This is a genomic window from Streptomyces sp. DSM 41931 (assembly GCF_050271085.1).
GTDB lineage: Bacteria > Actinomycetota > Actinomycetes > Streptomycetales > Streptomycetaceae > Streptomyces > Streptomyces albogriseolus.
In genome coordinates this window covers 4,535,061-4,559,601 of sequence record NZ_CP189902.1, presented here as the reverse complement: position 1 = coordinate 4,559,601, position 24,541 = coordinate 4,535,061, and the positions used below count along the sequence as shown (strand labels likewise).

Below are 24,541 nucleotides of genomic sequence, written 5' to 3'. Positions count from 1 at the left end.
ACTCCGTCTCCCGTCACTCGCCCGTGAGCGAGCCGAAGTCGGTGCCGGAGCCGAGGATCAGGCCGGCTCCGAGGAGGATCATCGTGGCCGGGACCATGAAGGTGGTGATCATCAAGGTGGCCTTGGGGACCGCGCGGGCCGCCTTGCGTCGGGCGTTCTGCGCGTCCGTGCGGCGCATGTCCTTGGCGAGCGCCACCAGCGTGTCCACGATCGGCGCGCCCAGCTCCTCGCCCTGCTGGAGGGCGGTGACGAACATGGCGACCTGCTCGGAGTCGTTGCGGCGGCGCAGTTCGGCGAAGGCCTGCCGACGGCTCATGCCGAGGTCCATCTGGCGCAGGGTGATGCGCAGTTCGTCCGCCCAGGGGCCCTCGTACTGGGAGGAGACGCGTTCCAGGGCCTGGCGGAAGCCGAGACCCGCGCTGACCACGACGGCGAGGACGTCGAGGAAGTCGGGCAGGGTCCGCTCGATGACGTCCTTGCGGACGCGGATCGCCGACCAGATGCCGACCTCCGTCCAGAACGCGCCGAACGCGAGCAGCAGCAGCGCCACGAACAGCTGGCCGCGCATCAGGAACACCAGGAAGCCGAAGCCGCCGAGGGCGCCGTAGACGGCGCGGCGGGCGGCGTAGCGGTGGATGGTGAGGCCGCCGGGGTTGCCCGCCAGGTCGATCCTGCGGCGGTACCTGGCGACCTGCTTCGGTCCCATGAGCCGCAGGACGGCGGGTGCGTAGCGCATGCCCATGCGGTCGATGAGGGAGTCGACCGCGCCGGTGCGGGTGGAGCCGACCTCCAGGGCGAGCATCAGGTCGCCGGGGAGTTTCGCCTCCGCCCGGTACATGCGGAGGCCGGCGAAGACGCCGCACACGGCGAGGGCCATGAGCGCGGCGAGCAGGAGTGCCATGTCGTCGTCCCCTTCCGGCTCAGACGTCGATGCGGGACAGGCGGCGGATGAGCAGGAAGCCGACGGCGTACAGGCCGAAGGCGACGAGGACCGCGATCTGTCCGGCCGTCGATCCGGTCATGCGCTCCAGGGCGCCGTCCTTCACCCCGTTCATCAGGAACAGCGAGCCGACGCCGAGCACGGGCACGGCGTAGGAGGTCATGCTGACCTGGGAGAGCTGGGTGCGGACCTCGCGCCGGGTCTCCTTGCGTTCCTCCAGGGTCTCGGTGAGGTTGCGCAGCGCGCTCACCACCTGGCCGCCCGCCCGGTTGGCCAGCACCAGCGTGGTGACGAGGACGACCAGTTCGCGGGAGGGGAGGCGGTCGGAGAGTTCGCCGAGGGCGTCCTCCATGGAGGCGCCCATCGCCAGCTGGTTGGCCACCTTGGCGAGTTCCTCGCCGGCCGGGGCCTCCAGCTCCTCGGCGGCGATGCCGAGGGCGGTGCGCAGGGCGAGGCCCGCCTGGGTGGCGTTGGCGAGGATGCGGGCCAGCTCGGGAAGCTGGTTGATGAACCGCTCGATGCGTTTCTGCCGCTGCCAGTCGAGGAACTGCACGGCCGCCCAGACGCCGAGCAGTGCCGCGATCGGGCCGAAGAAGGGCGCGAGGGCGGCCTGCCCGGCCAGCCACAGTCCGGCGACGGCGACGAGCATCGCCACGAAGAACTCGCCGGGCGTGACGTCCAGGCCGGTCGCGAGCAGGCGCAGCTCCAGCTTGCGGCCGAGGCGGGTGCGGCGCAGCCGGCGGTCCAGCGTGGGGAAGCGGCGCCGGCGGCCGGCGGACGGGAGCTCCCCGGTGGCCGACAGCCGGTCCACCAGCGCCTGCCGCTGCGCCCGGCCCGCCGCGTGGAGGTGCACGCCGGCGACCGCGAGGACGCAGGTCAGCAGGGTGAGGCCGGTGGTGAGCGTGATCAGGTTCTGCAGCTCCATGGGGGCGGTACCTACCTGGCTTCTCGGGTGGCGAGCTGGTCGGCGGTGTGGGCGATGCCGAACGCCTGGGGGACGGGCTGGCCGGCCATGTAGAGGCGGTCGGCGGTCCGCCGGGGCAGGGGGTGGTGGACGTAGGAGCCGTGGACGCGGCCGTCGGGAGTCATCGGGAGCGCGTCGAAGCGGGCGGCCGTGGCCAGCCGGTACGGCTCCCCGCCGTGGCTCTCCAGCAGGGCGATCTCGGTGATGCGGCGGGCTCCGTCGGCGAACCGGGTGAGCTGGACGATCACGTCGACGGCGCTGTTGATCTGGTCGTGCAGGGCGACGAAGGGGATCTCCACGTCGGACATGGAGGCGAGGGTCTGCAGCCGGGTGAGGGCGTCCTCGGCGCTGTTGGCGTGGACGGTGGCGAGGGAGCCGTCGTGTCCTGTGGACATCGCCTGGAGCATGTCCAGGGACTCGCCGCCGCGGACCTCGCCGACGACGATGCGGTCGGGCCGCATCCGCAGGGAGTTGCGCACCAGGTCGCGGATGGTGACGCGGCCCTTGCCCTCGACGTTGGGCGGGCGGGACTCGAGGCGGATGACGTGCGGCTGCTGGAGCTGGAGTTCGGCGGAGTCCTCGATGGTGATGATGCGTTCGCCCTCGGGGATCAGCCCGGACAGGGCGTTGAGGAGGGTCGTCTTCCCGGTGCCGGTGGCGCCGGAGACGATGATGTTGAAGCGGGCCTGCACCAGTCCGGCCAGCAGGTACAGCATGGGCTCGTCGAGCGAGCCGAGGCCGATCAGCTCCTGGAGGGTGAAGGAGCGGGGGAAGCGGCGGATGGTGAGGACCGCGCCGGTCAGGGACAGCGGCGGGATGATGACGTTGACGCGTTCCCCGGACGGCAGCCGGGCGTCGACCATGGGGTTGGACTCGTCGACGCGGCGGTTCACGGTGGAGACGATGCGTTCGATCGTCTGCATCAGCTGGTCGTTGGAGGCGAACCGCAGCGGCAGCTGCTCCACCCGGCCGCCGCGCTCGACGAAGACGGCGTCCGGGCCGTTCACCATGATCTCGGTGACGGAGGCGTCCTCCAGCAGCGGTTCCAGGATGCCGAGGCCGAGGGCCTCGTCGACGACGCGGCGGATCAGCTGGGCGCGTTCGACCGTCGACAGGACGGGACCCTCGCGGCTGATGATGTGGCCGAGGACGCGTTCCAGCCGGGCCCGGCGCTCGGCCGGGGACAGCGCGCTCATCTCCGCGAGGTCGATCTCCTCCAGGAGCTTGGCGCGGTAGGACGCGACGAGGTGGCCGTCCTCGCCCCGCCCGGTCCTCTCCTCGGGGGAGTTGATGCGTGCCCGCAGGCTCATGAGTCGCTCGCTCCTCGTCCTCGTCCTCGTCCTCGTCCTCGTCCTTGTCCCGGTCCCGGTCCTCGTCGTCGGGCGCTCCGGTGGTGATGGGGTCAGTGGTCGACGGGCATCGTGGCGCTCCTTCCCGCCGATCCGAAGTCCCAGCCGGGCACGATCGACGGGATGTCGACCCGGGCGGTGACGGTGACCTCGTCGCCGCCCTCCGCCGTCCCGCAGGAGGTGCCGCCGGCCAGCCAGGAGCTGACGGCGGCCGCGCAGGCGGCCTGGGCGCCCTGGTCCAGGGAGGCGCTGCGGGCGCCCGCGCGGGCGGCCGTGCCGGCCTGCTGGGCGGTGTAGGCGATCAGGCCGAGCTGTACGCCGGCCATCGCCACGATCAGCAGGACCGGCAGGAAGCCCAGGTACTCGATCGCCACCTGCCCGCGGTCGCGGCGGCGCCCGTCGCCGCGCCGGTTCGGAAGGTCGGGTCGGTACGCCATGTCAGTCCGTCTCCTCCTCGACCGCGCCCGCGTGACCGGTCACCTCGAAGGGGAACGACAGGGTGCCGGGGAAGAGGATCGGCACGGTGAGTCTCACGTCGGCGGTGACCATGCCGCCCCCGGTCGCGCAGGTCACCGTGGCGCCGTCGCCCCAGGCGCCCGACAGCTTGTCCGTCCCGGCCGCCTGGCAGGCGCCTTGACGTGCGCCGGGGGACGCGGCGGTCCCGGCGCGGGCCGCCTCGTCGGCGGCGTTCCCGGCGAGCGTGAAGGTGTAGCCGACGAGCACGAGCTGCCACAGCACGACCAGCGTGACGATGATCGTCGGGGTCATGCCGAGGAACTCGACGGTGACCTGCCCCCGGTCGCGGTACGGCCCCGTCGCCGTCGGCCGCCTGCCGCCGCTCATCCCGTACCGTCCCTGCGCCGCCGGAAGCCGGCCGCGCCCCGGTCGCCGCGCAGCCGTCCGCCCTTGTGGCCGGTGTCCGCGGCCCGCACCAGGCCGAGTTCGCCGGCCAGCGCCCACATCGCCTGCTTCACGGTGCTCTTCGCCTCCAGTTCGTGCACGCGTCCGGCGTCCACCACGCCCTGGAGCTCCTTGAAGTGGGCGGGGATCGTGGTGGCGGCGACCGCGGTGCCGGTGATCCGCGCGATGAGCGGCGGCTGGATCTCCGTGGACCGGGTGTGCCGGTTGACGACGACGGTCGTCTCCTCCGCCTTGCGGATCTGCAGCCGGTCCCACATCCGCACGGTCCGCTTGGCGCCCCGTACGGCGATGACGTCGGGGGTGGTGACCAGCAGGGCCCGGTCGGCCATCTCCACCGCGGCCGCGCCCGCGCCGCCGAGCTGGGCGCCGCAGTCGATGACGACGACCTCGTAGCGGGAGCGCAGGGCGCCGACGATGTGGCGGGCGGCCCGGTCGGTGACCTCCTCGCCGCGTTCGCCCTCGGCGGGGGCGAGCAGCAGGGCGAGTCCGCTGTCGTGGCGGAAGACGGCGTCGGCGAGGACGCGCGGGGAGATGTCGTTGATCGCGGCGAGGTCGACGACGGACCGGCGGAACTGGACGTCCAGGTAGGAGGCGACGTCCCCGGTCTGGAGGTCCATGTCGACCAGGGCGGTGGCGCGTCCGGAGGTCTGGGCGGCGAGCGCGAGCTGGACGGCGGTGAGGGTGGCGCCGGCCCCGCCCTTGGCGCCGCTGACGGTGACGACGGTGCCGCCCGCGCCGGTGACCGTGTCGCGCTCGCCGCCCAGGTGGCGCCGTACGCCGGCCGACCACTGGGCGACCGCCTGGACCCGGCTGGCGAGTTCCTCGTAGCTCAGCGGGAGGGCGACCAGGCCGCGGGCGCCGTGGTCCATGGCGGCCTGGAAGAGGCCGGGGCTCGCGTCGGAGGTGACGAGGACGACGCCGACGGCGGGGAAGCGCAGGGCGACCTCGCGGATCAGTTCCAGCGCGGGGACGGGGCCGATCCGCTCGTGGACGACGACCACCTCGGGCAGCTCGTCCAGGGACTCGGCGGCCAGCCGGGAGAGGGTGTCGACGAGCTGGGTGGAGTCGGTCACCGGGGCCAGCGGCTCCGCGTCGGGGAGCTGGCCGGTCAGGGTGGTGAGGGACCGGGCCGCGTCCGCGTCACCGACTGCCGGGAGGATCCTGGTGGACATGCGGGCCTCTCACTTGTCCTGCGCGAGTTCGTACGTCCGGTCCTTCTCGGGGACGCCCGTGTCGCCCCCGGGGCCGACCAGCGCGAGCCGCACCCGCTGGGCGAACGACTCGGCGTAGGTGATGCGCTGGGCGTCGAGGGTGGACAGCGCGAAGGTGATGGGGACGGCGTCGGCGGGTCCGCGGCGGTCGTCCTCGTCGGGCTGGAGGGCGGTGAGCCGGCCGACGTCGAGGACCTTGGCGCCGGTGACGATGATCTTCGACTGGTCGGGGTCGCCCTCGCGCTGCCCCTCGAAGGTGGCGTACACGTTGACCGTGGAGCCCGGGGTGATCTTGCCGGCCACGCCGGTCGCCGCGTCGATCAAGATGGCGACCTCCTGCTGCCCCGGCTGGAGGGCGGGCCGGTCCACGATCATGTCGGTCTGCAGCAGCGACCCCTTGCGCAGGGTGGTGACGGCGATCTTGCCGCGGATGTCGTCGAGGTCGGTGACGGCGTTCTCCGACAGCCAGCGCTCGGGCATCTCGATCCGCTCGAACTGGTCGGCGCCGAGCGTGGTGTAGGGCGCGATGTCGGTGTTCAGCCGGTACGCGGCGACCTCGGGGCCGACCTTGGAGCGCACGTCGTTGATGACGGAGAGCACGCCGGCGAACGCGCCGAGGGCGCACAGGACCGACAGGATGATGAGTATCACGCCGCGGCGCTGACGGGAGTTCATGAACCGTGCAACCTCGTTGGGGGGTGGCGGTCGAGCGGGACGGTGCGGGCTCGTGCGGTGGGCGGACGGGTCAGGTGCGTCGGGTGAGGGCCGGTCTGCCCTCCGGGACGGGCGGGGTGGCCGAGCAGAACACGCAGCGGTCGCCGATGACGTCGATGCCGCACCAGTGGCAGGTGCCGCGCCGTACGGACGTGACCAGTTGGTAGAGCACGGACAGGTCGGGCAGGTAGGTGCAGAACTCGACGAGCTTGCCGGTGCCCCACCAGCGGCCGGACTCCGCGGGCAGGGGAGCCTCGCGCAGGCCCTGCACCCGCCAGGCGGGCGCCAGGGTGGTGGTGACCCAGTCGGACGGGAGCTGGCCGCGGGCGACGAGCATCCAGGTGCCGAACTCGGGTCCGTCCAGCATGGCGTCGGGGCCGAGGCGGACGAGCTGCGGCTGCGGGTGGGCGAGGACGGCGAACTGGCTGCCGGGCAGCCAGGACTTGGCGTGCTGCTTGAGGTCGACGGGCACCCGGTCGAGGCGGGCGACGGAGCCCAGCAGCGCCCCGGCGTGCAGGTAGTGGGTGAGCAGGCGGCCGGCCGAGGCCAGCACGCCGGGTCCGATGTCGCAGGAGGCGAGCTGCCGTAACTGGCGGGCCAGCACGGCCACGGCAAGCGGCGGCAGGTCGGGGCGGAACAGGGCTATCCGGTCGCTCTCCAGCAGGGAGCGCAGGGTGTGCAGCCGGCGCAGGACGGGGGCCGGGGTGGCCGGGGAGCACACGACGACGACATGGCCGTGCGCCTCGACGACCGCCTGGACCTCGGTCAGCACCTGGTCGAGCGGGCGGGTGTCGACGTCGCGCAGCACGACGGCGGGCAGGGTCCGTTCGTCCTGCGCCGGCAGCGCCATGTCGGCGCCGGTCACGGCAACGGCAGTTGGCACGCGCGGCTCCCCGTTCTCCCCATGCCCGTCGGCCCGCCGGGTGTTACTCCGGTGCGCCCTCGTGACTTCACTGCGTGACTACCTCAGCACTGTATCCGCGGGTCTGTGACCGGAGAACAGCCTTTGGGCAGCCGAACAGCAACTCCTGGTCCTCACAATGCGTCAAACCGGGGCAGGTCGATCATCTCGCCGGTCTCGATACGGCACCGACCGTGTGGGTTCTGTGCACCCGACTTGACGCCGGACCCGCCCCGGGCCTTCCGGGCCACGCTTCCCACCCGTACGCCGCGCTACTCGTGCGCGGGCGCCGCCGTTTCCGGTCTGGACCTATTGACAAGCGGATTGGTCTGGACCACGGTGTGGGGCATCAACGGTGGCCACCGTCGCTCCCCTCCCCAACTCCCCCACCGGAGGCCCCAAGTGGACCGCGCACCCCGTACGCCCGGACGCGGCAGACGCCCCTGGGCGGTCGCCCTCGTCTCCGCCCTGGCCCTCGCCCTTCCCCTCGCCGGCGCGGGCCAGGCGACCGCGGCCGACGTCAACAACGCGAAGAACGCCGGGTTCGAGTCGGGTCTGAGCGGCTGGACCTGCTCCGCGAACAGCGGCAGCGTCGTCTCCTCCCCCGTGCACGGCGGTGCGGCCGCGCTGAAGGCCACGCCCGCCGGGCAGGACAACGCCCGCTGTTCCCAGACGGTCGCGGTGCGCCCCAACTCCACCTACCAGCTGACCGGGTGGGTGCAGGGCGGGTACACCTACCTGGGCGTGACCGGCACCGGCGCCACGGACGTGTCCACCTGGACGCCGGACTCCTCCACCTGGAAGCAGCTGTCGACCAGCTTCTCCACGGGCTCGAGCACCACGTCGGTGACGGTCTACACCCACGGCTGGTACGGCCAGCAGCCCTACTACGTGGACGACGTGTCCGTCCTCGGCCCCGACGGGGGCGGCGGGGGCGACCCGGAGCCGACGGTCCCGGCCACCCCGGCCGGGCTGACCGTCTCCGGCACGACGGCCAGTTCGGTGACGCTGGCGTGGAACGCGGTGTCCGGCGCGACCGGCTACACCGTCTACCGCGACGGCACCCGGGTGACCGCCGTGACCGGCACCTCGGCGACCGTGACCGGGCTCGCGGCCTCCACGTCGTACTCCTTCCAGGTCGCGGCGACCAACGCGGCGGGCGAGTCGGCCAAGTCGGCGGCGGTGTCCGTGCGCACCCGGGACAACGGCGGCGGCGGGGGCGGTGACCTGCCCCGGCACGCGGTGACCGGCTACTGGCAGAACTTCGACAACGGCGCGGCCGTGCAGAAGATCTCCGACGTCCCGGACCAGTACGACATCATCGCGGTCGCCTTCGCCGACGCCACCGGCACCCCGGGCGCCGTCACCTTCAATCTGGACTCGGCGGGCCTGAACGGCTACACCGTCGACCAGTTCAAGGCGGACGTCCGCGCCAAGCAGGCGGCCGGCAAGAAGGTCATCATCTCGGTGGGCGGCGAGAAGGGCACCGTCGCGGTGAACGACTCCGCCTCCGCGACGAACTTCGCCGACTCGGTGTACGCCCTGATGCGGGAGTACGGCTTCGACGGCGTCGACATCGACCTGGAGAACGGCCTCAACGCGACCTACATGACGCAGGCGCTGCGGGCGCTGTCCGCGAAGGCGGGCCCGTCGATGATCCTGACGATGGCGCCGCAGACCATCGACATGCAGTCGACGTCCAACTCCTACTTCCGGACCGCGCTGAACGTGAAGGACATCCTCACGGTCGTCAACATGCAGTACTACAACAGCGGTTCCATGCTGGGCTGCGACGGCAAGGTCTACAGCCAGGGCTCGGTGGACTTCCTCACCGCGCTGGCCTGCATCCAGCTGGAGAACGGCCTCGACCCGTCCCAGGTGGGCCTCGGCCTGCCGGCCTCGACGCGGGGCGCGGGCAGCGGCTACGTCGCGCCGTCCGTGGTGAACGCCGCCCTCGACTGCCTGACCCGCGGCACCAACTGCGGTTCCTTCAAGCCGTCGAAGACCTACCCGGGCCTGCGCGGCGCGATGACCTGGTCCACCAACTGGGACGCCACGGCGGGCAACGCCTGGTCCAACGCGGTGGGCCCGCACGTCCACGCGCTGCCGTAACCGGCACGTCCCCCTTCCCTACCGCGGCGTTCTGCTCCGGATCAGCTGATCCAGAGCAGAACGCCGTCCCCGTCACGGGCCGCCGCGCGGAAGTACGGCACCAGGGCCTCGTAGTGGGCGGTCACCTCGTCCAGCGGCTCCCCGCGCTCCCAGACGACGGTCGGGTAGATGTCGGCCGCGGCCAGGTCGGCCGGGGTGACGCCCTCGGTGAGCCGGGCGGGGGGCGTGGCGGCGAAGGCCGCGGCGGCGGTGCGCACCTGGTCCGGGGTGAGGCAGCGCGGCGGTCCGTAGCTCCAGTCCTCCGCCCCGGGTATCTCCTCCTCACCGAAGACCACGTCCACGGGGAAACCGACGCGCCGGAGCAGGAAGTCCAGGGCGTGCCACATCTTGTCGGTCTCGAGGCGGCGCGCCCGGTCCGACGGCAGGTCCACGTCCCACTCCTGCTCGGTCAGCTCCCGGACACGCTCGTACGCCCAGTCCGGGTCGCCGGCCGCGCGCTCGAACTCGGCGGCCGTCAGGCGCGCGTACTCCCCGATCATGCCCACGGTGGCTCCAGACAGGTCGACGGCCGGCGCGCGTGTGCGCCGATGACGCGGTCATCCTGACAGCGGCCACTGACAACGGGCGGCGCGTGCTGTGTTCGGCGCCACATGAAACATTTCTGCGGGTCCACCGCATCAGTGAGGTGAGAGCGGTTCGGGGAGTACGACGGGGGACGGAATGAGACAGCAGCGGAGCGCGGACTACGCGGAGTTCGCCTCCGCGCGGGCGGGGCACCTGTACCGGTCCGCGTGCCTGCTCACCGCCGGGGACACGCACCTCGCCGAGGACCTGGTGCAGGAGACGTTCAGCCGGCTGTACGTCCGCTGGGGCCGCGTCTCCCGAGCGGAGAACCCGGCCGCGTACGCGCAGACCGTGCTCACCCGCACCTTCCTCGCGCATCGGCGGCTGCGCAGCAGCCGTGAGCGGGCGACCGACACGTTCCCCGACCTGCCGGGCGCCGCCGACGGCGACGCGCCGCTGCGGCTGACGCTGATGGCCGCGCTCGCCCTGCTGCCCGCCAAGGACCGGGCCGTCGTCGTCCTGCGCTACTGGGAGGACCGCTCGGTGGAGCAGACCGCCGACGTGCTCAACGTCAGCTCGGCCGCCGTGCGCACACGGTGCGTCCGCGCGCTCGGCCGGCTGCGGGAGCTGCTGGGCGAGGACCTCCGCGAGTTCTCCCGCCCCTGACACCGGCCGCCCGGCCCCTCCCTCGACCTCATACGCTCACATCCGCAGAAAGGTGGGTTCGTCATGCCCGAGAACCAGCACACCGACCCCTTCGAGGACCGGTTCGCCGCAGCGCTGCGCGACGCCGGCCACAGCTTCCGTACGGACGACCCGGCCGGCCTCGTCGGCAGAGGTCAGGTGCGCGGACGGCGCAAGCAGCTGCTGCGACGCACGGCCGTGCTGGGCGGGATGACCGGCGTCGCCCTGGTCGGTGTGGGCGCGACACTGCTCCTTCCGCCCGAGGCGCACGACCCTCGACGGACCTCCCCTGCGGCCGGTCCTGCCGCGACCGCGAGCCCGTCGGCGGCGAGCCCTTCGCCCGCCGCGGCCTTCACAGGCGACGACATGCTGCGCTCGCTCAAGGAGTTGCTGCCTCAGGGCACGTACAGCAAGGAGCAGGCCCAGGGCACGGGGTCGACGATGCCCCCGTATGCGCGGCTGGTGTTCGACGACGGCGAGGGCGCGGCGGCACTCGGTCTGAGTGTCGACCGGATGGACCCCGGCGGCGAGCAGGCCTCCCAGTGGACGACGTGCCCCGACAAGGCGGTCGTCGCCTACGACGACTGCACCAGCGCCACGCAGCCGGACGGCTCCCGGCTCATGCTGCTCCGCGGCTACGAGTACCCGGACCGGCGGGTGGACACCAAGTGGTGGAACGCCGAACTGGTCACGCCCGACGGGGTGCACGTGACCCTGAGCGAATGGAACGCGCCCGCGCAGAAGGACGCGCCGGTGTCGCGCCCGCAGCCCCCGCTCTCCGTCGAGCAGCTGAAGGAGGTCGTCACCGCCCACGTGTGGCGGCAGGTCGCCGCCGCCATGCCCCATAGCCCGAAGCCCTCCGTGACCGGCGAGGCGCCGCCCGAGGGGAGGCCGTCCGGGGCGATCGCCGACACGCTGACCGGTCTGCTGCCCGAGGACCTGAAGGTGACCGGCGAGAGCGGCCCGGGCGCCGACTACGCCTACCTCGTCGTCGACGACGGCAAGGGCGGGAGCCTCGTCCAGATCAATGTGCAGCCCGGCATGTCGGACGTGGCCGGCGAGCTGTTCCAGGGCGCCGAGAAGCTGGCCGACGGCACCCTGGTCACCACCCGGAAGTCGCCCGGGGAGAAGGGCGCGGAGGGCGTCGTCATGTGGACCGCCGACACCCTGCGCCCCGACGGACTGCGCGTCGTCGTCAGCGCCTTCAACACGCCCGCCCAGCACCAGGACGCCACGCGCGACGCCCCCGCGCTCACCCTGGCGCAGCTGCGGGAGATCGCGCTGAGCACGGAGTGGGACGCGGGGGCGTGAGACGGGCCGGGCGGCGGACCGGTCAGAAGAACTCCGACCAGGGCTGGTCCCAGATCTGCTTGACCGCCAGGACCAGGAACAGCAGGCCCGCGACCGTCAGCATGCCGTTGCTCAGGTAGCCGTTGCGCCACTCGCGCGGCGTGCGGGAGGAGTTGAGGAGCCACAGCAGGGTGAGGGCCAGGAACGGCATGAAGGCCGCGCCGAGGACGCCGTAGATGATGATCAGGCGGAACGGCTCGCCCTGGAACAGCAGGATCATCGGCGGGAACGTCAGCCACAGCAGGTACGCGCGGAAGGTCCAGGAGCGTTCCCGGCGCCCGGAGGCCAGCTCGTCGGCGCGCGCCTGCCGCTCGCCGCGCTGCCGGGCCAGGAAGTCGGCGAACATCAGGCTCACGCCGTGCCAGACGCCGATCAGGGAGGTGAAGGAGGCGGCGAAGAAGCCGACCAGGAACAGGGTGCCGGTGGTCGCCCCGTACCGGTCCTCCAGGATGTCGCCGAGCTGGATCAGCCCCTGGTCGCCGCCGGAGATGGCGATGTTCGCCGAGTGCAGCAGCTCCGCGCCGACGAAGAGCATCGCGACGACGAAGATGCCGGTGGTGATGTAGGCGACCCGGTTGTCCAGGCGCATGACCTTCATCCAGCCGCTGCCGGTCCAGCCCTTGGCGTTGACCCAGTAGCCGTAGGCGGCCAGCGTGATGGTGCCGCCGACGCCGCCGATCAGGCCGAGGGTGTTGAGGATGGAGTCCTCCGCGTCGGGCAGCACGGGGAGGAGGCCGGCGAAGGCGTCGCCCAGGTTGGGCGTGACGCGGAACGCCAGGTAGACGGTGACCACGAACATGACGCCCACCAGGACGGTCATGACCTTCTCGAACACCGCGTACTTGTTGAACCAGACGAAGACCAGACCCACGAGGCCGCAGGCGATGCCCCAGTACTCGAGGTCCATCACGCTCGGGAACAGCGCCTGGAGCGGCAGCGCGCTGGACGACATCGCGGCGGCGCCGTAGACGAACCCCCAGATGACGGCGTAGACGGCGAAGAACCAGGTGGTCCAGGGGCCGAGGGCGGCCCAGCCGTCGAACAGGGTGCGCCCGGTGGACAGGTGCCACCGGCCGCACGCCTCCGCGAGGGAGATCTTCACCAGGCAGCCGACGACGGCGGCCCACAGCAGGGTGTAGCCGAAGTTGCTGCCGGCGATGAGGGTGGCCACGAGGTCCCCGGCGCCCACGCCGGTCGCGGCGACGACGATGCCGGGGCCGATGTGGCGCCAGCTGGACCTGCTCGGCCGGGTGCCGGGCCCGTCCTTCGCACCGATGTCCTGGGTGTTTCCCGTGGTGTCCGCCATGGGGTCAAGAAAGCGGACGGGTGCCGGTCCCACAAGAGGGCGTGCCGGGATCTTCACCGGTTCCCCCTGGCGGGACGGCCGACTCTGCGCTCTTGACCTGATCATGTCACCTCCCGACGATGACCGCACCGCACCACGCACGTCGCCATGAACCACCCCACCTCCCCACAAGGAGCATTCATGCGACTCCGTTCCCGCGGCAGACGCCCCGCCGCGCTCGCCGCACTCCTCGCCCTCGCGCTCGCCGCGCCCGTGTCGCTCACCGCGGCCGCCCCGGCCGGCGCCGACGGGGCGCGCCCGGCGGCCCCCTCGGCGGACGACATCCGCCAGTACGAGATCCACCAGCACACCACTCCCGTGACCCGTACGGCGATCCAGCGGGCGGGCGTCACCGTGGACGAGGCCGACGAGGAGACCGTGGTCGTCTCCGGCCGCGCCGACCAGATCCGCGAACTCCGCCGCCAGGGCTACGAGATCACCCCGCTGGGCGCGGCCCCCGACCGCTCCACGGCCGCCGACGGACCGCGCCTGTTCGACTTCCCCTCGGCCGACTCCCGCTACCACAACTACGCCGAGATGAACGCGGAGATCGACCAGCGGATCGCGGCCTACCCGTCCATCATGAGCAAGCGCGTGATCGGGAAGTCCTACCAGGGCCGGGACATCGTCGCGGTCAAGGTCAGCGACAACGTCGGCGCCGACGAGGCCGAGCCCGAGGTGCTCTTCACCCACCACCAGCACGCCCGCGAGCACCTCACCGTCGAGATGGCCCTGTACCTGCTGCGCGAACTCGGCGCCGGGTACGGCGGCGACGCCCGGATCACGAAAATGGTGCAGGAGCGGGAGATCTGGATCGTCCCCGACCTCAACCCGGACGGCGGCGAGTACGACATCGCCACCGGTTCCTACCGCTCCTGGCGCAAGAACCGCCAGCCCAACTCCGGCTCGTCGTACGTCGGCACGGACCTGAACCGCAACTGGAACTACCGCTGGGGCTGCTGCGGCGGCTCGTCGGGCAGCACGTCCTCGGAGACGTACCGGGGTTCGGCGCCCGAGTCGGCCCCCGAGGTGAAGGTGGTCGCCGACTTCGTGCGCAGCCGGGTCGTCGGCGGGGTGCAGCAGATCAAGGCGGGCATCGACTTCCACACCTACAGCGAGCTGGTGCTGTGGCCGTTCGGCTACACCTACTCCGACACCACCACCGGCATGACGGCCGACGACCACGCCGCGTTCAAGGCCGTCGGCCAGAAGATGGCCGCGAGCAACGGCTACACGGCCCAGCAGTCCAGCGACCTGTACATCACCGACGGGTCGATCGACGACTATCTCTGGGGCGCGCACAAGATCTTCGGCTACACCTTCGAGATGTACCCGAGGTCGGCGTCCGGAGGCGGGTTCTACCCGCCCGACGAGGTCATCGAGCGGGAGACGTCCCGCAACCGCGACGCCGTCCTCCAGCTGCTGGAGAACGCCGACTGCATGTACCGGGTGATCGGCAAGGAGAGCCAGTACTGCCGCTAGGCGCGGTCGGCCGGCTCCTCGGCGCCGTCGTCGAAGTACGCGTCGAGGACCTCGTCCAGGGCGGCGTCCCACTCGGCGAACCGGCTGCGTGAGTCGGCGTCGATCTCGAGGGGGTACCAACGCCGGTCGGGGGTGTGGACGGTGACGGTGTACCGCTTGCCGAAGCGGGCCGTCTCCGTCTCCACCGCGCCGATCTCGTCCCAGCGGAACTCGCACTCCTGGTCGTCCAGCCTCAGCCGCACGCCGCGGTGGTCGGCGACGAGCGCGGCCCGGCGGTCGGACGCCTCGAAGACGGGCCCGTCGGGGGCGGGTTCCGGCTCGTCGTCCTCGGACTCCTCGGCCGCCTCCACGGCCTCGGCGGCCTCGGCGGCCGGGGAGTCACCCGGCTTCTCCGACTCCTCGGCCTCCGGGGCGGCTTCCGTCGCGGCGTCCGCGACCGTCCCGTCCCCGTCCGTGCCGGGCGCGTCCTTCGTGTCCTTCGCGTCCTCCTCGCGGCCGGTCGCGGGCGCGGTGAGCCCGGGGATGAAGGCCGGGTCGAACCCGGCGCCCTCCAGGGGCTTGCTGCTGCTCGAACCTATGCGCTGCTCCACACCGCAGGAGTATGGTCGACGAACCTGTGCGCGTCACAGCCAGCCCCGACTTCGTTATCAGACGCCTACACGGGCGCCACGCCTCACCGCGCCCGCCGGGCTCACACCACCAGGCTCAGCGCCGCCGCGACGGCGAACCCGGCGACGGACAGCACGCTCTCCAGCACCGTCCACGTCTTGAGCGTGTCCCGTTCGCTGATGCCGAAGTACTTGGCGACCATCCAGAACCCGCCGTCGTTGACGTGCGAGGCGAAGATGGAGCCCGCCGAGATGGCCATGATGACGAGCGCCACGAACGCCTGCGAGTGGTCGCTCTCGGACAGCAGCGGCGCCACGATGCCGGCGGTCGTCACGATCGCCACCGTCGCCGAGCCCTGCGCGACCCGCAGCACCACGGAGATCAGGTACGACAGCACGATCACCGGCAGGCCGACGTCGTTGAAGGTGTCGGACAGCGCCTGGGCGACCCCGCTGCCCTTGAGGACGGCGCCGAAGACGCCGCCCGCGCCGACCACCAGCAGAATGTTGCCGACCGGCTTGAGGGACGACGTGGACACGGTCTCCAGGGACTTGCGGGACCAGCCGCGCCGGATGCCGAGCAGGTAGTACGCGAGGAACAGGGCGAGGGTGAGCGCCACGAACGGGTGGCCGAAGAACTCGATGACCGAGCGCAGGGTGGACTCGTCCAGCGCGATGGAGGAGAAGGTCGCCGCGAGGATGAGCAGGAGCGGCGTGCCGATGATGCCGAGGACCGTGCCGAGCGGCACCGGCGTCTCGCGCGGCTGCACGCCCGACGCGCGCTGTTCGGCGGCGACGGCGTCCTTGGCCTCCTGCGCGGCCTCCACCATGTCCTGCGGCACGGCGACGAAGATGCGCTTGCCGATCCAGGCGGAGTAGACCCACGCGGCGGCGACGGCGGGGAGGCCGCAGACGACGCCCATGAGGATGACCCAGCCCAGGTCGACCTGGAGCAGTCCGGCGGCGGCCACCGGGCCGGGGTGCGGGGGCAGGAAGGCGTGGGTGACGGAGAGACCGGCGAGGAGGGGGAGGCAGTAGAGCAGGATCGACTTGCCGGAGCGCTTGGCGGCCGCGTAGACGATCGGGGCGAGGACGAAAATGCCGACGTCGAAGAAGACGGGGATGCCGAAGATGAGGCCGGTCAGGCCCATCGCGAGGGGCGCCCGCTTCTCGCCGAACAGTCCGAGCAGCCGGCCCGCCAGCACCTCGGCGCCGCCGCTGACTTCGAGGATCGCGCCGAGCATGGTGCCCAGGCCGATGATGATCGCGACATGGCCGAGGATGCCGCCCATGCCGGACTCGATGGTGGACACCGCGTCCGACCGCTGGACGGTGCCGAAGAGTTCGGTGACCGACAGGCCCGCGAGCAGGCCGACGGCTATGGAGACGCCGAGCAGCGCGACGAACGGCTGGAGGCGGACCTTGATGATCAGGAAGAGCAGCAGGGCGATGCCGACGGCGGCCACGGTGAGCAGGCCGGCGGTGCCGTCGATGAGGAGGAGCAGTCCTCCGGTGTGCGGTGGTGTCTCGGCGGGCGCGGAGGCGGCGAGCGGGAGGGACGGATGTGACATCGGGGGTCCTCTGGGTAAGGGCATGGGGCTTTCGAGCAGGGGGGATCGCGGCACGGCGTCCCGGGGTGCGGGGCGCCGTGCCGTGACGACGTGCGGTGTGCGGTGGTGAGGGAGGGAGATCAGCCGAGGACGGCGAGGGCGTCGATCTCGATGAGGAGGCCGGCGGGCAGACCGACGTAGACGGTCGTGCGGGCGGCGGGCGGCTGGGTGAGGCCCTGCTCCTCGAAGTAGGCGTTGTAGAGCTCGTTCATCTCGGCGAAGTGGCCGACGTCGGTGAGGTAGACGCGGATCATCATCACGTCGTCCCAGCTCGCGCCGCCCTCCTCGAGGATCGCCTTGACGTTGGCGAGGGTCTGGAGGGTCTGCTCGCGCAGGGTCGGACCGGCGGGGGTGGGGGCCTTGCCCTCCTCGTGCGGGAGGAAACCCACCTGCCCGGCGACCTGGAGGATGTTGCCCTTGCGGACGCCGTGCGAGAACTTCGCGGGCGGGGTGGTGTGGGTCTTCGGGGTCAGCGCGACTTTCTCGGTCATGCGGGGGATGTCCTTACGTCGGTTCTGCCGGGGTCCGGCCGGAGTACTCGCCGCTGATGGCGTCCGCCGTACGGCGCACCAGCGGGAGCAGGGTGAGGAGTTCGTCGGCGGTGACGACGACGTTCGGCGCGGAGACCGACATCGCGGCGACCACCCGGCCGTCGGCGCCGCGGATCGGCGCGGCGACGCAGTTGATGGACTCCTCGTGGCCGCCGAGGTCGGTGGCCCAGCCCTGTTCGCGCACCTTGGCCAGCTCCTGGAGGAACGCGGCCGCGTGGGGCGTCGAACGGGGCGTGTACATGGGGTAGTCGAGCTTCTCCGCGAGGGCGCGGCGCTCGGGTTCGGGCAGGTCGGCGAGGAGCAGCTTGGCCACGGCGGCGACGGTGATGGCGACGGGCTTCCCGATCCGGGAGTACATCCGCACGGGGTAGCGGCTCTCCACCTTGTCGATGTAGAGGACCTCGTTTTCCTCGTACACGGCGAGGTGGACGGTGTGTCCGCACCTCTCGTTGAGGCGTACGAGGTGGGCGTGGGCGATCTCGCGCACGTCGAGGTTCTCCATCGCCTCCTGGGCGAGCGCGAAGAGGCGGGCGCCGAGGCGGTAGCGCTGGTCGGACTGGCGGTAGACCAGGCCGTGCTCGTGGAGGGTGCGCAGCAGGCGCAGCGCCGTGGACTTGTGCACGCCGAGGCGGTCGGCGACCTGGCCGAGGTCGGCGGGTCCCTCGGCGAGCAGCGGAAGGATACTCAGGGCGCGGTCTACGGTCTGGCTCATGGGGTGCGTGCCTCCTCTGCGGCCTCTGCGTCGGCGTCTGTCCAGCCGGGGCCGAGTCGCAGTCTCCCCCACGCGGGGTCGTCGAGGGCGGCGAGGCGGTCGGCGAGGGGGCGGGGCGGGGGTGCCGCCAGGTCGCCGGGGGCGGTGAGGGTGGCGGCGGCGGCGAGGTGGCCGTGGCGCAGGCGTGCCGTCAGCGGCAGGCCGCGCAACGTTGCGGAGAGGAAGCCTGCCGCGAAGGCGTCGCCCGCGCCGGTTGTCGCGACTACGTCGACTTTCAGGGCGGGGGCCGTTGCGGCTGGGCGGGGGGTCGTTTCGCAGCCCGGCGATTGCGGGGTGCCGTCCGCGCCCGCCCGTGCCGCCCCAACGGCACGATCGCCCGCGGGCGGGCGAAGGAAGGCGACCGCGCCTGACCCGCCCTGCTTGACCACCAGCACCTCCGGTTCCGGGAGCGCCCTTCGGACGGCCGCTGGGCCGCCCGTGATGCCCCAGGCCTCCTCCGCCTCGTCCTCGCCCACGAAGACGATGTCCGCCCTGCGGGCCAGCTCCAGCAGCACCTCCGGGCCGTACGCCTCCCCCCACAGTCCCGGGCGGTGGTTCACGTCGAAGGAGATCAACGGGCGGTTCGGATGGGGGGCGGTCAGCTCCCGCAGGAGATCCAGGCAGCCGAAGGACAGGGCCGCCGTGATGCCCGACAGGTGCAGGACGCGTCCAGCCCGTACGGCATCCAGGTCCACGCCGGCCGGGGACATCGCCGACGCCGCCGAGCCCGCCCGGTAGTAGGCGACTTCATGGGTGTCGTCCGCCCGGTCGCCGGCCGTGCGGAAGTAGACGCCGGTGGGGCGGTCCGGGTCGCGGCGGACGTACGACACGTCGACGCCGTACGCGCCGATCGCCTCGACGAGGTGGTCGCCGAAGCCGTCCGCGCCGACCCGGCTGACCCACCGGGTGGTGTGGCCGGCCGCCGCGAGCGCGCACGCCACGTTGGACTCCGCGCCGCCGATCGACCGGTGGAAGGCGGGGACGTCGGCGAGGCGGCCGGGACGGGACGGCAGGAACGTCACCATGGACTCGCCGAGCGCGACGACGTCCACGACGTCGGGGGCGTTGCCGGTTCCGGTGACGGTCACGATGGCGGGGCTCCTCGTCGGGGCGGGGTGCGGTATCCGTTGACCGCGTGTGGCGGAGATGTTAGACAGCGGTGAGCGATATACGCAATGAGTGTTGCAGTAAGCGCAACGCTGCTGATCAGGGAGGCTTTGATGGTCCTCGATGCTCTCGCCCGTCTCGCCGAGGAACGGGTCGGCCACCGCTTCAAGGGCCTCCCGCCGGACGCCGCGGACCTCACCGTGGGCGAGCTGGCCGCGCAGCGGCGGAACCTCTTCACGGACGGCTTCACCACCCCCGTGCTCGCGCTGTCCGCCGAGCGCCTGGAGCACAACCTGGCGGCGCTGGAGACGTACGCCGAGCGGCACGGGCTGGCCTTCGCGCCGCACGGCAAGACCTCGATGGCGCCGCAGCTCTTCCACCGCCAGATCGAGCGCGGGGCGTGGGGCATCACGCTGGCGGTGCCCCACCAGGTGCGCGTGGCACGGGAGTTCGGAATCCAGCGGATCTTCCTGGCGAACGAGCTGGTGGACACGGCTGCCCTGCGCTGGATCGCCGCCGAGCAGGACGCCGACCCGGCGTTCCGGTTCGTCTGCTACGTCGACTCCGTGCGCGGGGTGGAGCTGATGGACGCGGCGCTGGACGGGGCGTCCCGGCCGGTGGAGGTGGTGATCGAGCTGGCCGCCGGCGAGGGCGCGCGCACGGGTGTGCGCACGGAGGCGGAGTGCGCTGCGGTCGCCGACGCGGTGGCGGCCGCGCGGACGCTGCGGCTGGCCGGGGTCGCCGGTTACGAGGGCGAGGTGCCGCAGGCGGACCCCGGGCGGGTGCGGGCCTGGCTGCGGCGGCTGGTGGCGCTGGCCGTGGACTTCGACAAGGCGGGGCGGTTCGCGGGGCTGGACGAGATCGTGGTGAGCGCGGGCGGCAGCGCCTGGTTCGACGCGGTGGCGGACGTCTTCGCGGAGGTGCCGGAGCTGTCGGCGCCGGTGCTGAAGCTGCTGCGCTCCGGCGCGTACGTGTCGCACGACGACGGGCACTACGAGCGGCTGACCCCGTTCAACCGGGTGCCGGACGAAGGGGGTCTGGAGCCGGCGTTCCGGCTGTGGACGCAGGTGGTGTCGCGGCCGTCGGCGGAGCAGGCGTTCACCAACGCGGGCAAGCGGGACGCCGCGTACGACCTGGATCTGCCGGTGGCCCGGGTGGTGCGCCGGGACGGGGTGGAGCGGCCGGCCACGGGGATCGAGGTGACCGCTCTGTCCGACCAGCACGCATGGCTGCGCACCTCTTCGGAGGCGGACCTGGAGGTGGGAGACTGGGTGGGCCTCGGTCTGTCGCACCCCTGCACGTCCTTCGACAAGTGGGTGCTCATTCCCGTGGCGGAGGCGGACGGCACGGTCGTCGACTACATCCGTACCTTCTTCTAGGAGGCAGGACCGTGGAAGAGCTTGTCATCCGGGACGCGGACGTCGTCGACGGCTCCGGTGATTACTCCTACCGCGCGGACGTGGTGGTGGACGGCGGACGCATCGTCTCCATCGTGAAGGAGGCGGCGGACGCGGGCTGCCAGCGTCCGAAGGCGCGGCGCGAACTGGACGCGGAGGGGCTGGTGCTGGCCCCGGGCTTCATCGACATGCACGCGCACAGCGATCTGGCGCTGCTGCGCGACCCCGACCACAGCGCGAAGGCCGCGCAGGGCGTCACCCTCGAAGTGCTCGGCCAGGACGGGCTGTCGTACGCGCCGGTGGACGACCGGACGCTGGGCGAGGTGCGGCGGGCGATCGCCGGGTGGAACGGCCCGGGTGACGACGTGGACGTCGACTGGCGGTCGGTGGGTGAGTACCTGGACCGGCTGGACCGGGGCATCGCGGTGAACGCGGCGTACCTGATCCCGCAGGGCACCGTGCGCGCGCTCGCCGTCGGCTGGGAGGACCGGGAGGCGACCCCGGAAGAGCTGGACCGGATGCGGCAGTTGGTCGCGGAGGGCATGGAGCAGGGCGCGGTCGGCATGTCGTCGGGTCTGACGTACACGCCCGGCATGTACGCCCCGGACGCCGAACTGACCGAGCTGTGCCGGGTGGTGGCGTCGTACGGCGGCTACTACTGCCCGCACCACCGCTCCTACGGCGCCGGCGCGCTGGAGGCGTACGCGGAGATGGTGGCGCTGACCCGGGAGGCGGGCTGCCCGCTGCATCTCGCGCACGCCACCATGAACTTTGGTGTGAACAAGGGCCGGGCGCCCGAGCTGCTGGCGCTGCTCGACGAGGCGCTGGACGCGGGCGCCGACATCACCCTCGACACCTATCCGTACACCCCCGGCTGCACGACCCTCGTGGCGCTGCTGCCGAGCTGGGCGAGCGAGGGCGGCCCGGAGGAGATCCTGCGGCGGCTCGCGGACGAGGCGACGGCGGAGCGGATCCGGCACGACCTGGAGGTCACCGGCTCGGACGGCTGTCACGGCGTGCCGGTGGAGTGGGAGACGATCGAGATTTCCGGGGTGGGCGACCCGGCGCTGGACGAGTACGTGGGCCGTACGGTCCTTCAGACGGCGCGGGAGCGCGGGGAGACCCCGTGGGCGGTCGCGCGGGAGCTGCTGCTGAAGGACCGGCTCGCCCCGACGATCCTCCAGCACGTGGGCCACGAGGAGAACGTACGGGCGATCATGCGCCACCGGGTGCACACGGGCGGCTCGGACGGCATCCTCCAGGGCGCCAAGCCGCACCCGCGGGCGTACGGGACGTTCCCCCGCTACCTCGGCCACTACGTGCGGGAGCTGGGGGTGCTGTCGCTGGAGGAGTGCGTGGCGCATCTGACCTCGCGCCCGGCGGCGCGGCTGCGGCTGCCCGACCGGGGGCTGGTCCGCGAGGGCTACAAGGCGGACCTGGTGCTGTTCGACCCGCGGACGGTGGACGCCGGGTCCACCTTCGCCGAACCCCGGACGCTGCCCACGGGCATCCCGTACGTGCTGGTCGACGGGCGGTTCGTGATCGAGGACGGGCGGCGCACGGACGTGCTGGCGGGGCGGGCGGTGCGCAGGACTCCGCGCTGACCGCCCGCCCCGCCGGGCCCATCAGGGCTTGGGCACGGTGCAGCCGCTCGCGCTCAGGTCGAGGCGGTTGCCGGTGGTGAAGCAGGCGGTGAACGGGTAGGTCTGCTGGGCGTAGTTGATGCCCTGGCGGACCGTGACACCGCCGTTCTCGTCGACTTCGCACGGGTTGTTGACCGTGCAGCGGCCGCCGTCCTCGTTGCCGGTGTTGTTGACGGCGACCACCTTGCCGGTGGCGTCGTCGACCACCGGGGAGCCGGAGGTGCCGCCGATGGTGTCGCAGGCGGAGGTGTAGCGGACCGAGTCCTTCCAGGTCCAGTCGCCCTCCTTCAGCCGGTACGCGAAGCCGTCGACGGAGCAGTTGTAGATCCGCTTCCAGTAGCCGGAGACCACGCTGATGGCGGTGCCGGCGGCCGGGCGGGTGCCGGAGAGGGTCAGCGGGTCGATCCCGTACGCGCTTTTGATCTGCGCGTACGTGCTGCTCAGCCGGTAGATCGCGGCGTCCGTGTCGGTCATGGTCGCGTACACCAGCCGGTTGGCGCGCAGGGTGGCGACCTTGGCTCCGGAGGCGTTCAGCAGGCCGAAGGTGCGGCTGGACGCCCGGTCGGTGAGGACCTGGCCGGGCGCGGGGAAGCCGCTCTCCAGGCAGTGGCCGTTGGTGAGCACCAGCGCGGGATCGGAGGCGGCCGAGTCCGGCATGCGGACGACGGAGCCGGAGCAGTTGCTCAGCGAGACGGTGCCCGCGAAGTTCACCGCGCCGGCCTTCGGCGCGGTGAGCCCCGACAGGGTGTCCGCGACGGCCCCGACCGTGTCGTTGACGAGGTCCGTCAGCGGCGTGGCCGGGGCCGTGCCCGTGGTCGCGTCCGCGCCCGTGGGGGAAGGCGCGACGGCGACCGCGGGGGTCGCGCCCGCCCCGGCGAGTGCCAGGGCGCAGAGCGCGACGACGAGAGGTTTTCTCATGGGGGTCCCCTCAATGCGGCGTCGGGCGGCCGGATCGCTCCGGCCGCCCACGAAGTTGTCATGCGCATTGTCATCACGGGGGATGCCGGGAGGGCAAGGCCGCGTTTCCGCCGGTAACGTCACGGGGCGGCACGGCCCGGCAGGGATGTCACCCGCACCGGTCCGGTTCCGGCCGCGCGCGACCGCCGGTCCGGCCCGCCCGGCCAGCCCGCCCGGCCAGCCCACGCGGCCCACCGCACCCGCGCCCGCCTGGGACCCGTCGGCCCCGAGGTCACCCGGCAGGGCGGGACCGGATCAGCCCGCCCACCGGGCACACGCCCGTACGGGGGGGGCGACCCCGACCGGGACCGCGTCTACCCGGAACCCGTCGATCCCTGGGTCGCCCGGCAGGGCGGGACCGAAGCCCGCCCACCGGGCACCGGCCCGCACGGAGGCAGCCCACCGCACCCGCCTGGAACACGTCGGCCCCGAGCCCACCCCGCAGGGCGGGACCGGATCAGCCCGCCCACCGGACACACGCCCGCACGGGGGCGGCGCCGACCGGGACCGTGTCTACCTGGTCCACTTCGGTCCCCGGCCCCGGCCCGGCCGGTCGTCGTTGTCGCCCGCATCAGGGTCGCCCGGCGCGGTGGAGACGGTGGGGGCCGTCGTGGGGAGGCTCGGTGCGGAAGTGGTGGAGGCGCCGGCGGCAGGCGCGGACGGTGACCCGCCGGCCTCCTGGTCCCCGCCGGAGGCGCTCACACCCGGGGAGGACCCGGCCGACGGGGCGCGGGTGGCGTCGGGCCCCCCTGCCGGTGCGGACGCGTCCGTCTCCGAGGACGGCACGTCGGACTGCCCGGTGGTCACCCCCTCGCGGTCGTCCTGCTCCCCGGCGCCCTTGGACGGCGACCCCGAGAAGGCGAAACCGGCGATCAGCGCCGCCACGGACACCGCGCCGACCGCCGACACGGCCGCCACCGCGCGACGCGCACGCGGGGGCGCGGGGGCCCTGCGCCGGCCCCGCCCGCCGGGCCCCGGGCGCGGAAGGCCGCCGCGCGGCCGGTCGGGAGCGTCACGCACCGCGTGCTCGCCGCCGGAGTGCGGCACCTCCCCCGGCGGGGCGGGCTCGCCGCCGACCTGCCCGGGCGGCGCCGGCTCACCGGCCGCGACCGGCGGCAGCTCGCGTGTCTCGTCGTACGCGTTCTGCCAGCCGTGTGCGGCCGCCGGGTCGGCGTAGGCGTCGTACGCCGGAGGCGGGGCGGTCTGCGGGAGGTAGACGCTCGGCGGACCCTGGGGAACCGACGCGCCGTTCACTCCATCGGCGTACCGGGATGCGCTGGACATGGCCGCGCATTCTAGAGAGGTCGGGTCCCTCAGGGACAGCGAGCGGACATACCCACCCGAACCGCCGCGTCCCACGTGGCGGAAAACACGGCCCGA

At 72.6% G+C, this 24,541-nt stretch carries 23 protein-coding genes; 6 read left to right on the top strand and 17 right to left on the bottom strand.

From position 1 onward, the window contains the following. Nucleotides 1-13: 13 nt before the first annotated feature. The 8 genes from ACP7TJ_RS21245 to ACP7TJ_RS21210 all read right to left on the bottom strand — a co-directional run bounded on the left by ACP7TJ_RS21245 (nucleotide 14) and on the right by ACP7TJ_RS21210 (nucleotide 6,964). Complete coding sequence (locus ACP7TJ_RS21245) at nucleotides 14-901, bottom strand: DUF5936 domain-containing protein (RefSeq protein ID WP_093766818.1); 888 nt, start codon at nucleotides 899-901, stop codon at nucleotides 14-16. Between the two features lie 19 nt (nucleotides 902-920). Beyond that, complete coding sequence (locus ACP7TJ_RS21240; RefSeq protein ID WP_093766817.1) at nucleotides 921-1,865, bottom strand: type II secretion system F family protein; 945 nt, start codon at nucleotides 1,863-1,865, stop codon at nucleotides 921-923. An 11-nt stretch (nucleotides 1,866-1,876) separates the two neighbouring features. Beyond that, entirely contained in the window at nucleotides 1,877-3,214 is a 1,338-nt protein-coding gene (locus ACP7TJ_RS21235) for a CpaF family protein (RefSeq protein WP_093766816.1), read from the bottom strand. Between the two features lie 92 nt (nucleotides 3,215-3,306). Next, a complete protein-coding gene (locus ACP7TJ_RS21230) occupies nucleotides 3,307-3,690 on the bottom strand; it encodes a TadE/TadG family type IV pilus assembly protein (protein ID WP_189912422.1) in 384 nt (127 codons plus the stop codon). Nucleotide 3,691: 1 nt separating this feature from the next. Beyond that, nucleotides 3,692-4,096 (bottom strand): TadE/TadG family type IV pilus assembly protein, encoded by a 405-nt coding sequence (locus tag ACP7TJ_RS21225; RefSeq protein ID WP_266400370.1) that lies wholly within the window; start codon nucleotides 4,094-4,096, stop codon nucleotides 3,692-3,694. Next, entirely contained in the window at nucleotides 4,093-5,346 is a 1,254-nt protein-coding gene (locus ACP7TJ_RS21220; RefSeq protein ID WP_167740941.1) for an AAA family ATPase, read from the bottom strand. Before ACP7TJ_RS21220 ends, ACP7TJ_RS21225 begins: the two co-directional genes overlap by 4 nt. A 9-nt stretch (nucleotides 5,347-5,355) precedes the next feature. Continuing rightward, nucleotides 5,356-6,060, bottom strand: a complete 705-nt coding sequence (cpaB, locus tag ACP7TJ_RS21215) for a Flp pilus assembly protein CpaB (protein ID WP_370164464.1) — start codon at nucleotides 6,058-6,060, stop codon at nucleotides 5,356-5,358. A gap of 70 nt (nucleotides 6,061-6,130) precedes the next feature. Then, on the bottom strand, nucleotides 6,131-6,964 hold the full coding sequence (locus tag ACP7TJ_RS21210) for a hypothetical protein (protein WP_093766812.1): 834 nt from the start codon (nucleotides 6,962-6,964) through the stop codon (nucleotides 6,131-6,133). A 438-nt stretch (nucleotides 6,965-7,402) separates the two neighbouring features. Here ACP7TJ_RS21210 and ACP7TJ_RS21205 point away from each other — a divergent pair, with 438 nt between their 5' ends. Further along, entirely contained in the window at nucleotides 7,403-9,112 is a 1,710-nt protein-coding gene (locus ACP7TJ_RS21205) for a chitinase (RefSeq protein WP_367419881.1), read from the top strand. A 41-nt stretch (nucleotides 9,113-9,153) separates the two neighbouring features. On the opposite strand, the gene ACP7TJ_RS21200 is transcribed toward ACP7TJ_RS21205, so the two are convergent. Next, nucleotides 9,154-9,657: a YfbM family protein gene (locus ACP7TJ_RS21200; protein WP_266548681.1), complete on the bottom strand. Its 504-nt coding sequence runs from the start codon at nucleotides 9,655-9,657 to the stop codon at nucleotides 9,154-9,156. Between the two features lie 175 nt (nucleotides 9,658-9,832). Between ACP7TJ_RS21200 and ACP7TJ_RS21195 the strand changes: the two genes are divergently transcribed. Next, a complete protein-coding gene (locus ACP7TJ_RS21195; protein WP_093766809.1) occupies nucleotides 9,833-10,342 on the top strand; it encodes a SigE family RNA polymerase sigma factor in 510 nt (169 codons plus the stop codon). Between the two features lie 63 nt (nucleotides 10,343-10,405). Then, nucleotides 10,406-11,671 carry a hypothetical protein gene (locus ACP7TJ_RS21190; RefSeq protein ID WP_427764619.1) on the top strand — a complete coding sequence of 422 codons (1,266 nt, stop codon included), beginning with the start codon at nucleotides 10,406-10,408 and terminating at the stop codon, nucleotides 11,669-11,671. 22 nt (nucleotides 11,672-11,693) lie between these two features. On the opposite strand, the gene ACP7TJ_RS21185 is transcribed toward ACP7TJ_RS21190, so the two are convergent. Further along, entirely contained in the window at nucleotides 11,694-13,016 is a 1,323-nt protein-coding gene (locus ACP7TJ_RS21185) for an Nramp family divalent metal transporter (protein ID WP_193459075.1), read from the bottom strand. A 180-nt stretch (nucleotides 13,017-13,196) separates the two neighbouring features. On the opposite strand from ACP7TJ_RS21185, the gene ACP7TJ_RS21180 reads away from it, so the two are divergent. Next, nucleotides 13,197-14,537: a M14 family metallopeptidase gene (locus tag ACP7TJ_RS21180; protein ID WP_266548671.1), complete on the top strand. Its 1,341-nt coding sequence runs from the start codon at nucleotides 13,197-13,199 to the stop codon at nucleotides 14,535-14,537. On the opposite strand, the gene ACP7TJ_RS21175 is transcribed toward ACP7TJ_RS21180, so the two are convergent. The 5 genes from ACP7TJ_RS21175 to ACP7TJ_RS21155 form a co-directional block, all read right to left on the bottom strand. After that, the gene (locus tag ACP7TJ_RS21175) at nucleotides 14,534-15,127 is read right to left on the bottom strand and encodes a hypothetical protein (RefSeq protein ID WP_401543519.1); all 594 of its coding nucleotides are present in this window, start codon (nucleotides 15,125-15,127) and stop codon (nucleotides 14,534-14,536) included. The genes ACP7TJ_RS21180 and ACP7TJ_RS21175 overlap by 4 nt on opposite strands. 101 nt (nucleotides 15,128-15,228) lie before the next feature. After that, nucleotides 15,229-16,716 carry a GntP family permease gene (locus ACP7TJ_RS21170; protein WP_427764613.1) on the bottom strand — a complete coding sequence of 496 codons (1,488 nt, stop codon included), beginning with the start codon at nucleotides 16,714-16,716 and terminating at the stop codon, nucleotides 15,229-15,231. 119 nt (nucleotides 16,717-16,835) lie between these two features. Next, on the bottom strand, nucleotides 16,836-17,246 hold the full coding sequence (locus ACP7TJ_RS21165; RefSeq protein ID WP_093766803.1) for a RidA family protein: 411 nt from the start codon (nucleotides 17,244-17,246) through the stop codon (nucleotides 16,836-16,838). 13 nt (nucleotides 17,247-17,259) lie between these two features. Beyond that, complete coding sequence (locus tag ACP7TJ_RS21160; protein ID WP_093766802.1) at nucleotides 17,260-18,018, bottom strand: IclR family transcriptional regulator; 759 nt, start codon at nucleotides 18,016-18,018, stop codon at nucleotides 17,260-17,262. Further along, nucleotides 18,015-19,145 carry a sugar kinase gene (locus ACP7TJ_RS21155; RefSeq protein ID WP_427764608.1) on the bottom strand — a complete coding sequence of 377 codons (1,131 nt, stop codon included), beginning with the start codon at nucleotides 19,143-19,145 and terminating at the stop codon, nucleotides 18,015-18,017. The genes ACP7TJ_RS21160 and ACP7TJ_RS21155 overlap by 4 nt, the downstream gene beginning before the upstream one ends. Nucleotides 19,146-19,277: 132 nt before the next feature. Between ACP7TJ_RS21155 and ACP7TJ_RS21150 the strand changes: the two genes are divergently transcribed. Together ACP7TJ_RS21150 and ACP7TJ_RS21145 are read left to right on the top strand one after the other, a co-directional pair. Beyond that, on the top strand, nucleotides 19,278-20,543 hold the full coding sequence (locus ACP7TJ_RS21150; RefSeq protein ID WP_427764605.1) for an alanine racemase: 1,266 nt from the start codon (nucleotides 19,278-19,280) through the stop codon (nucleotides 20,541-20,543). Nucleotides 20,544-20,554: 11 nt separating this feature from the next. Beyond that, nucleotides 20,555-22,165 (top strand): N-acyl-D-amino-acid deacylase family protein, encoded by a 1,611-nt coding sequence (locus tag ACP7TJ_RS21145; RefSeq protein WP_401627198.1) that lies wholly within the window; start codon nucleotides 20,555-20,557, stop codon nucleotides 22,163-22,165. Between the two features lie 21 nt (nucleotides 22,166-22,186). Here the strand turns inward: ACP7TJ_RS21145 and ACP7TJ_RS21140 are convergent, their stop codons facing one another. Further along, nucleotides 22,187-23,122, bottom strand: coding sequence for a S1 family peptidase (locus ACP7TJ_RS21140; RefSeq protein WP_367559454.1), 936 nt, complete (start codon nucleotides 23,120-23,122; stop codon nucleotides 22,187-22,189). A gap of 552 nt (nucleotides 23,123-23,674) precedes the next feature. Further along, nucleotides 23,675-24,445 carry a hypothetical protein gene (locus tag ACP7TJ_RS21135; protein WP_427764600.1) on the bottom strand — a complete coding sequence of 257 codons (771 nt, stop codon included), beginning with the start codon at nucleotides 24,443-24,445 and terminating at the stop codon, nucleotides 23,675-23,677. Between the last annotated feature and the right edge of the window lie 96 nt (nucleotides 24,446-24,541).

Coding starts and splice junctions, on each gene's coding strand:
- cpaB (WP_370164464.1), bottom strand. CDS start 6,060: ATGAACTCCCGTCAGCGCCGCGGCGTGATACTCATCATCCTGTCGGTC.
- ACP7TJ_RS21240 (WP_093766817.1), bottom strand. CDS start 1,865: ATGGAGCTGCAGAACCTGATCACGCTCACCACCGGCCTCACCCTGCTG.
- ACP7TJ_RS21165 (WP_093766803.1), bottom strand. CDS start 17,246: ATGACCGAGAAAGTCGCGCTGACCCCGAAGACCCACACCACCCCGCCC.
- ACP7TJ_RS21245 (WP_093766818.1), bottom strand. CDS start 901: ATGGCACTCCTGCTCGCCGCGCTCATGGCCCTCGCCGTGTGCGGCGTC.
- ACP7TJ_RS21235 (WP_093766816.1), bottom strand. CDS start 3,214: ATGAGCCTGCGGGCACGCATCAACTCCCCCGAGGAGAGGACCGGGCGG.
- ACP7TJ_RS21230 (WP_189912422.1), bottom strand. CDS start 3,690: ATGGCGTACCGACCCGACCTTCCGAACCGGCGCGGCGACGGGCGCCGC.
- ACP7TJ_RS21185 (WP_193459075.1), bottom strand. CDS start 13,016: ATGGCGGACACCACGGGAAACACCCAGGACATCGGTGCGAAGGACGGG.
- ACP7TJ_RS21140 (WP_367559454.1), bottom strand. CDS start 23,122: ATGAGAAAACCTCTCGTCGTCGCGCTCTGCGCCCTGGCACTCGCCGGG.
- ACP7TJ_RS21225 (WP_266400370.1), bottom strand. CDS start 4,096: ATGAGCGGCGGCAGGCGGCCGACGGCGACGGGGCCGTACCGCGACCGG.
- ACP7TJ_RS21150 (WP_427764605.1), top strand. CDS start 19,278: ATGGTCCTCGATGCTCTCGCCCGTCTCGCCGAGGAACGGGTCGGCCAC.
- ACP7TJ_RS21135 (WP_427764600.1), bottom strand. CDS start 24,445: ATGTCCAGCGCATCCCGGTACGCCGATGGAGTGAACGGCGCGTCGGTT.
- ACP7TJ_RS21195 (WP_093766809.1), top strand. CDS start 9,833: ATGAGACAGCAGCGGAGCGCGGACTACGCGGAGTTCGCCTCCGCGCGG.
- ACP7TJ_RS21180 (WP_266548671.1), top strand. CDS start 13,197: ATGCGACTCCGTTCCCGCGGCAGACGCCCCGCCGCGCTCGCCGCACTC.
- ACP7TJ_RS21190 (WP_427764619.1), top strand. CDS start 10,406: ATGCCCGAGAACCAGCACACCGACCCCTTCGAGGACCGGTTCGCCGCA.
- ACP7TJ_RS21160 (WP_093766802.1), bottom strand. CDS start 18,018: ATGAGCCAGACCGTAGACCGCGCCCTGAGTATCCTTCCGCTGCTCGCC.
- ACP7TJ_RS21170 (WP_427764613.1), bottom strand. CDS start 16,716: ATGTCACATCCGTCCCTCCCGCTCGCCGCCTCCGCGCCCGCCGAGACA.
- ACP7TJ_RS21220 (WP_167740941.1), bottom strand. CDS start 5,346: ATGTCCACCAGGATCCTCCCGGCAGTCGGTGACGCGGACGCGGCCCGG.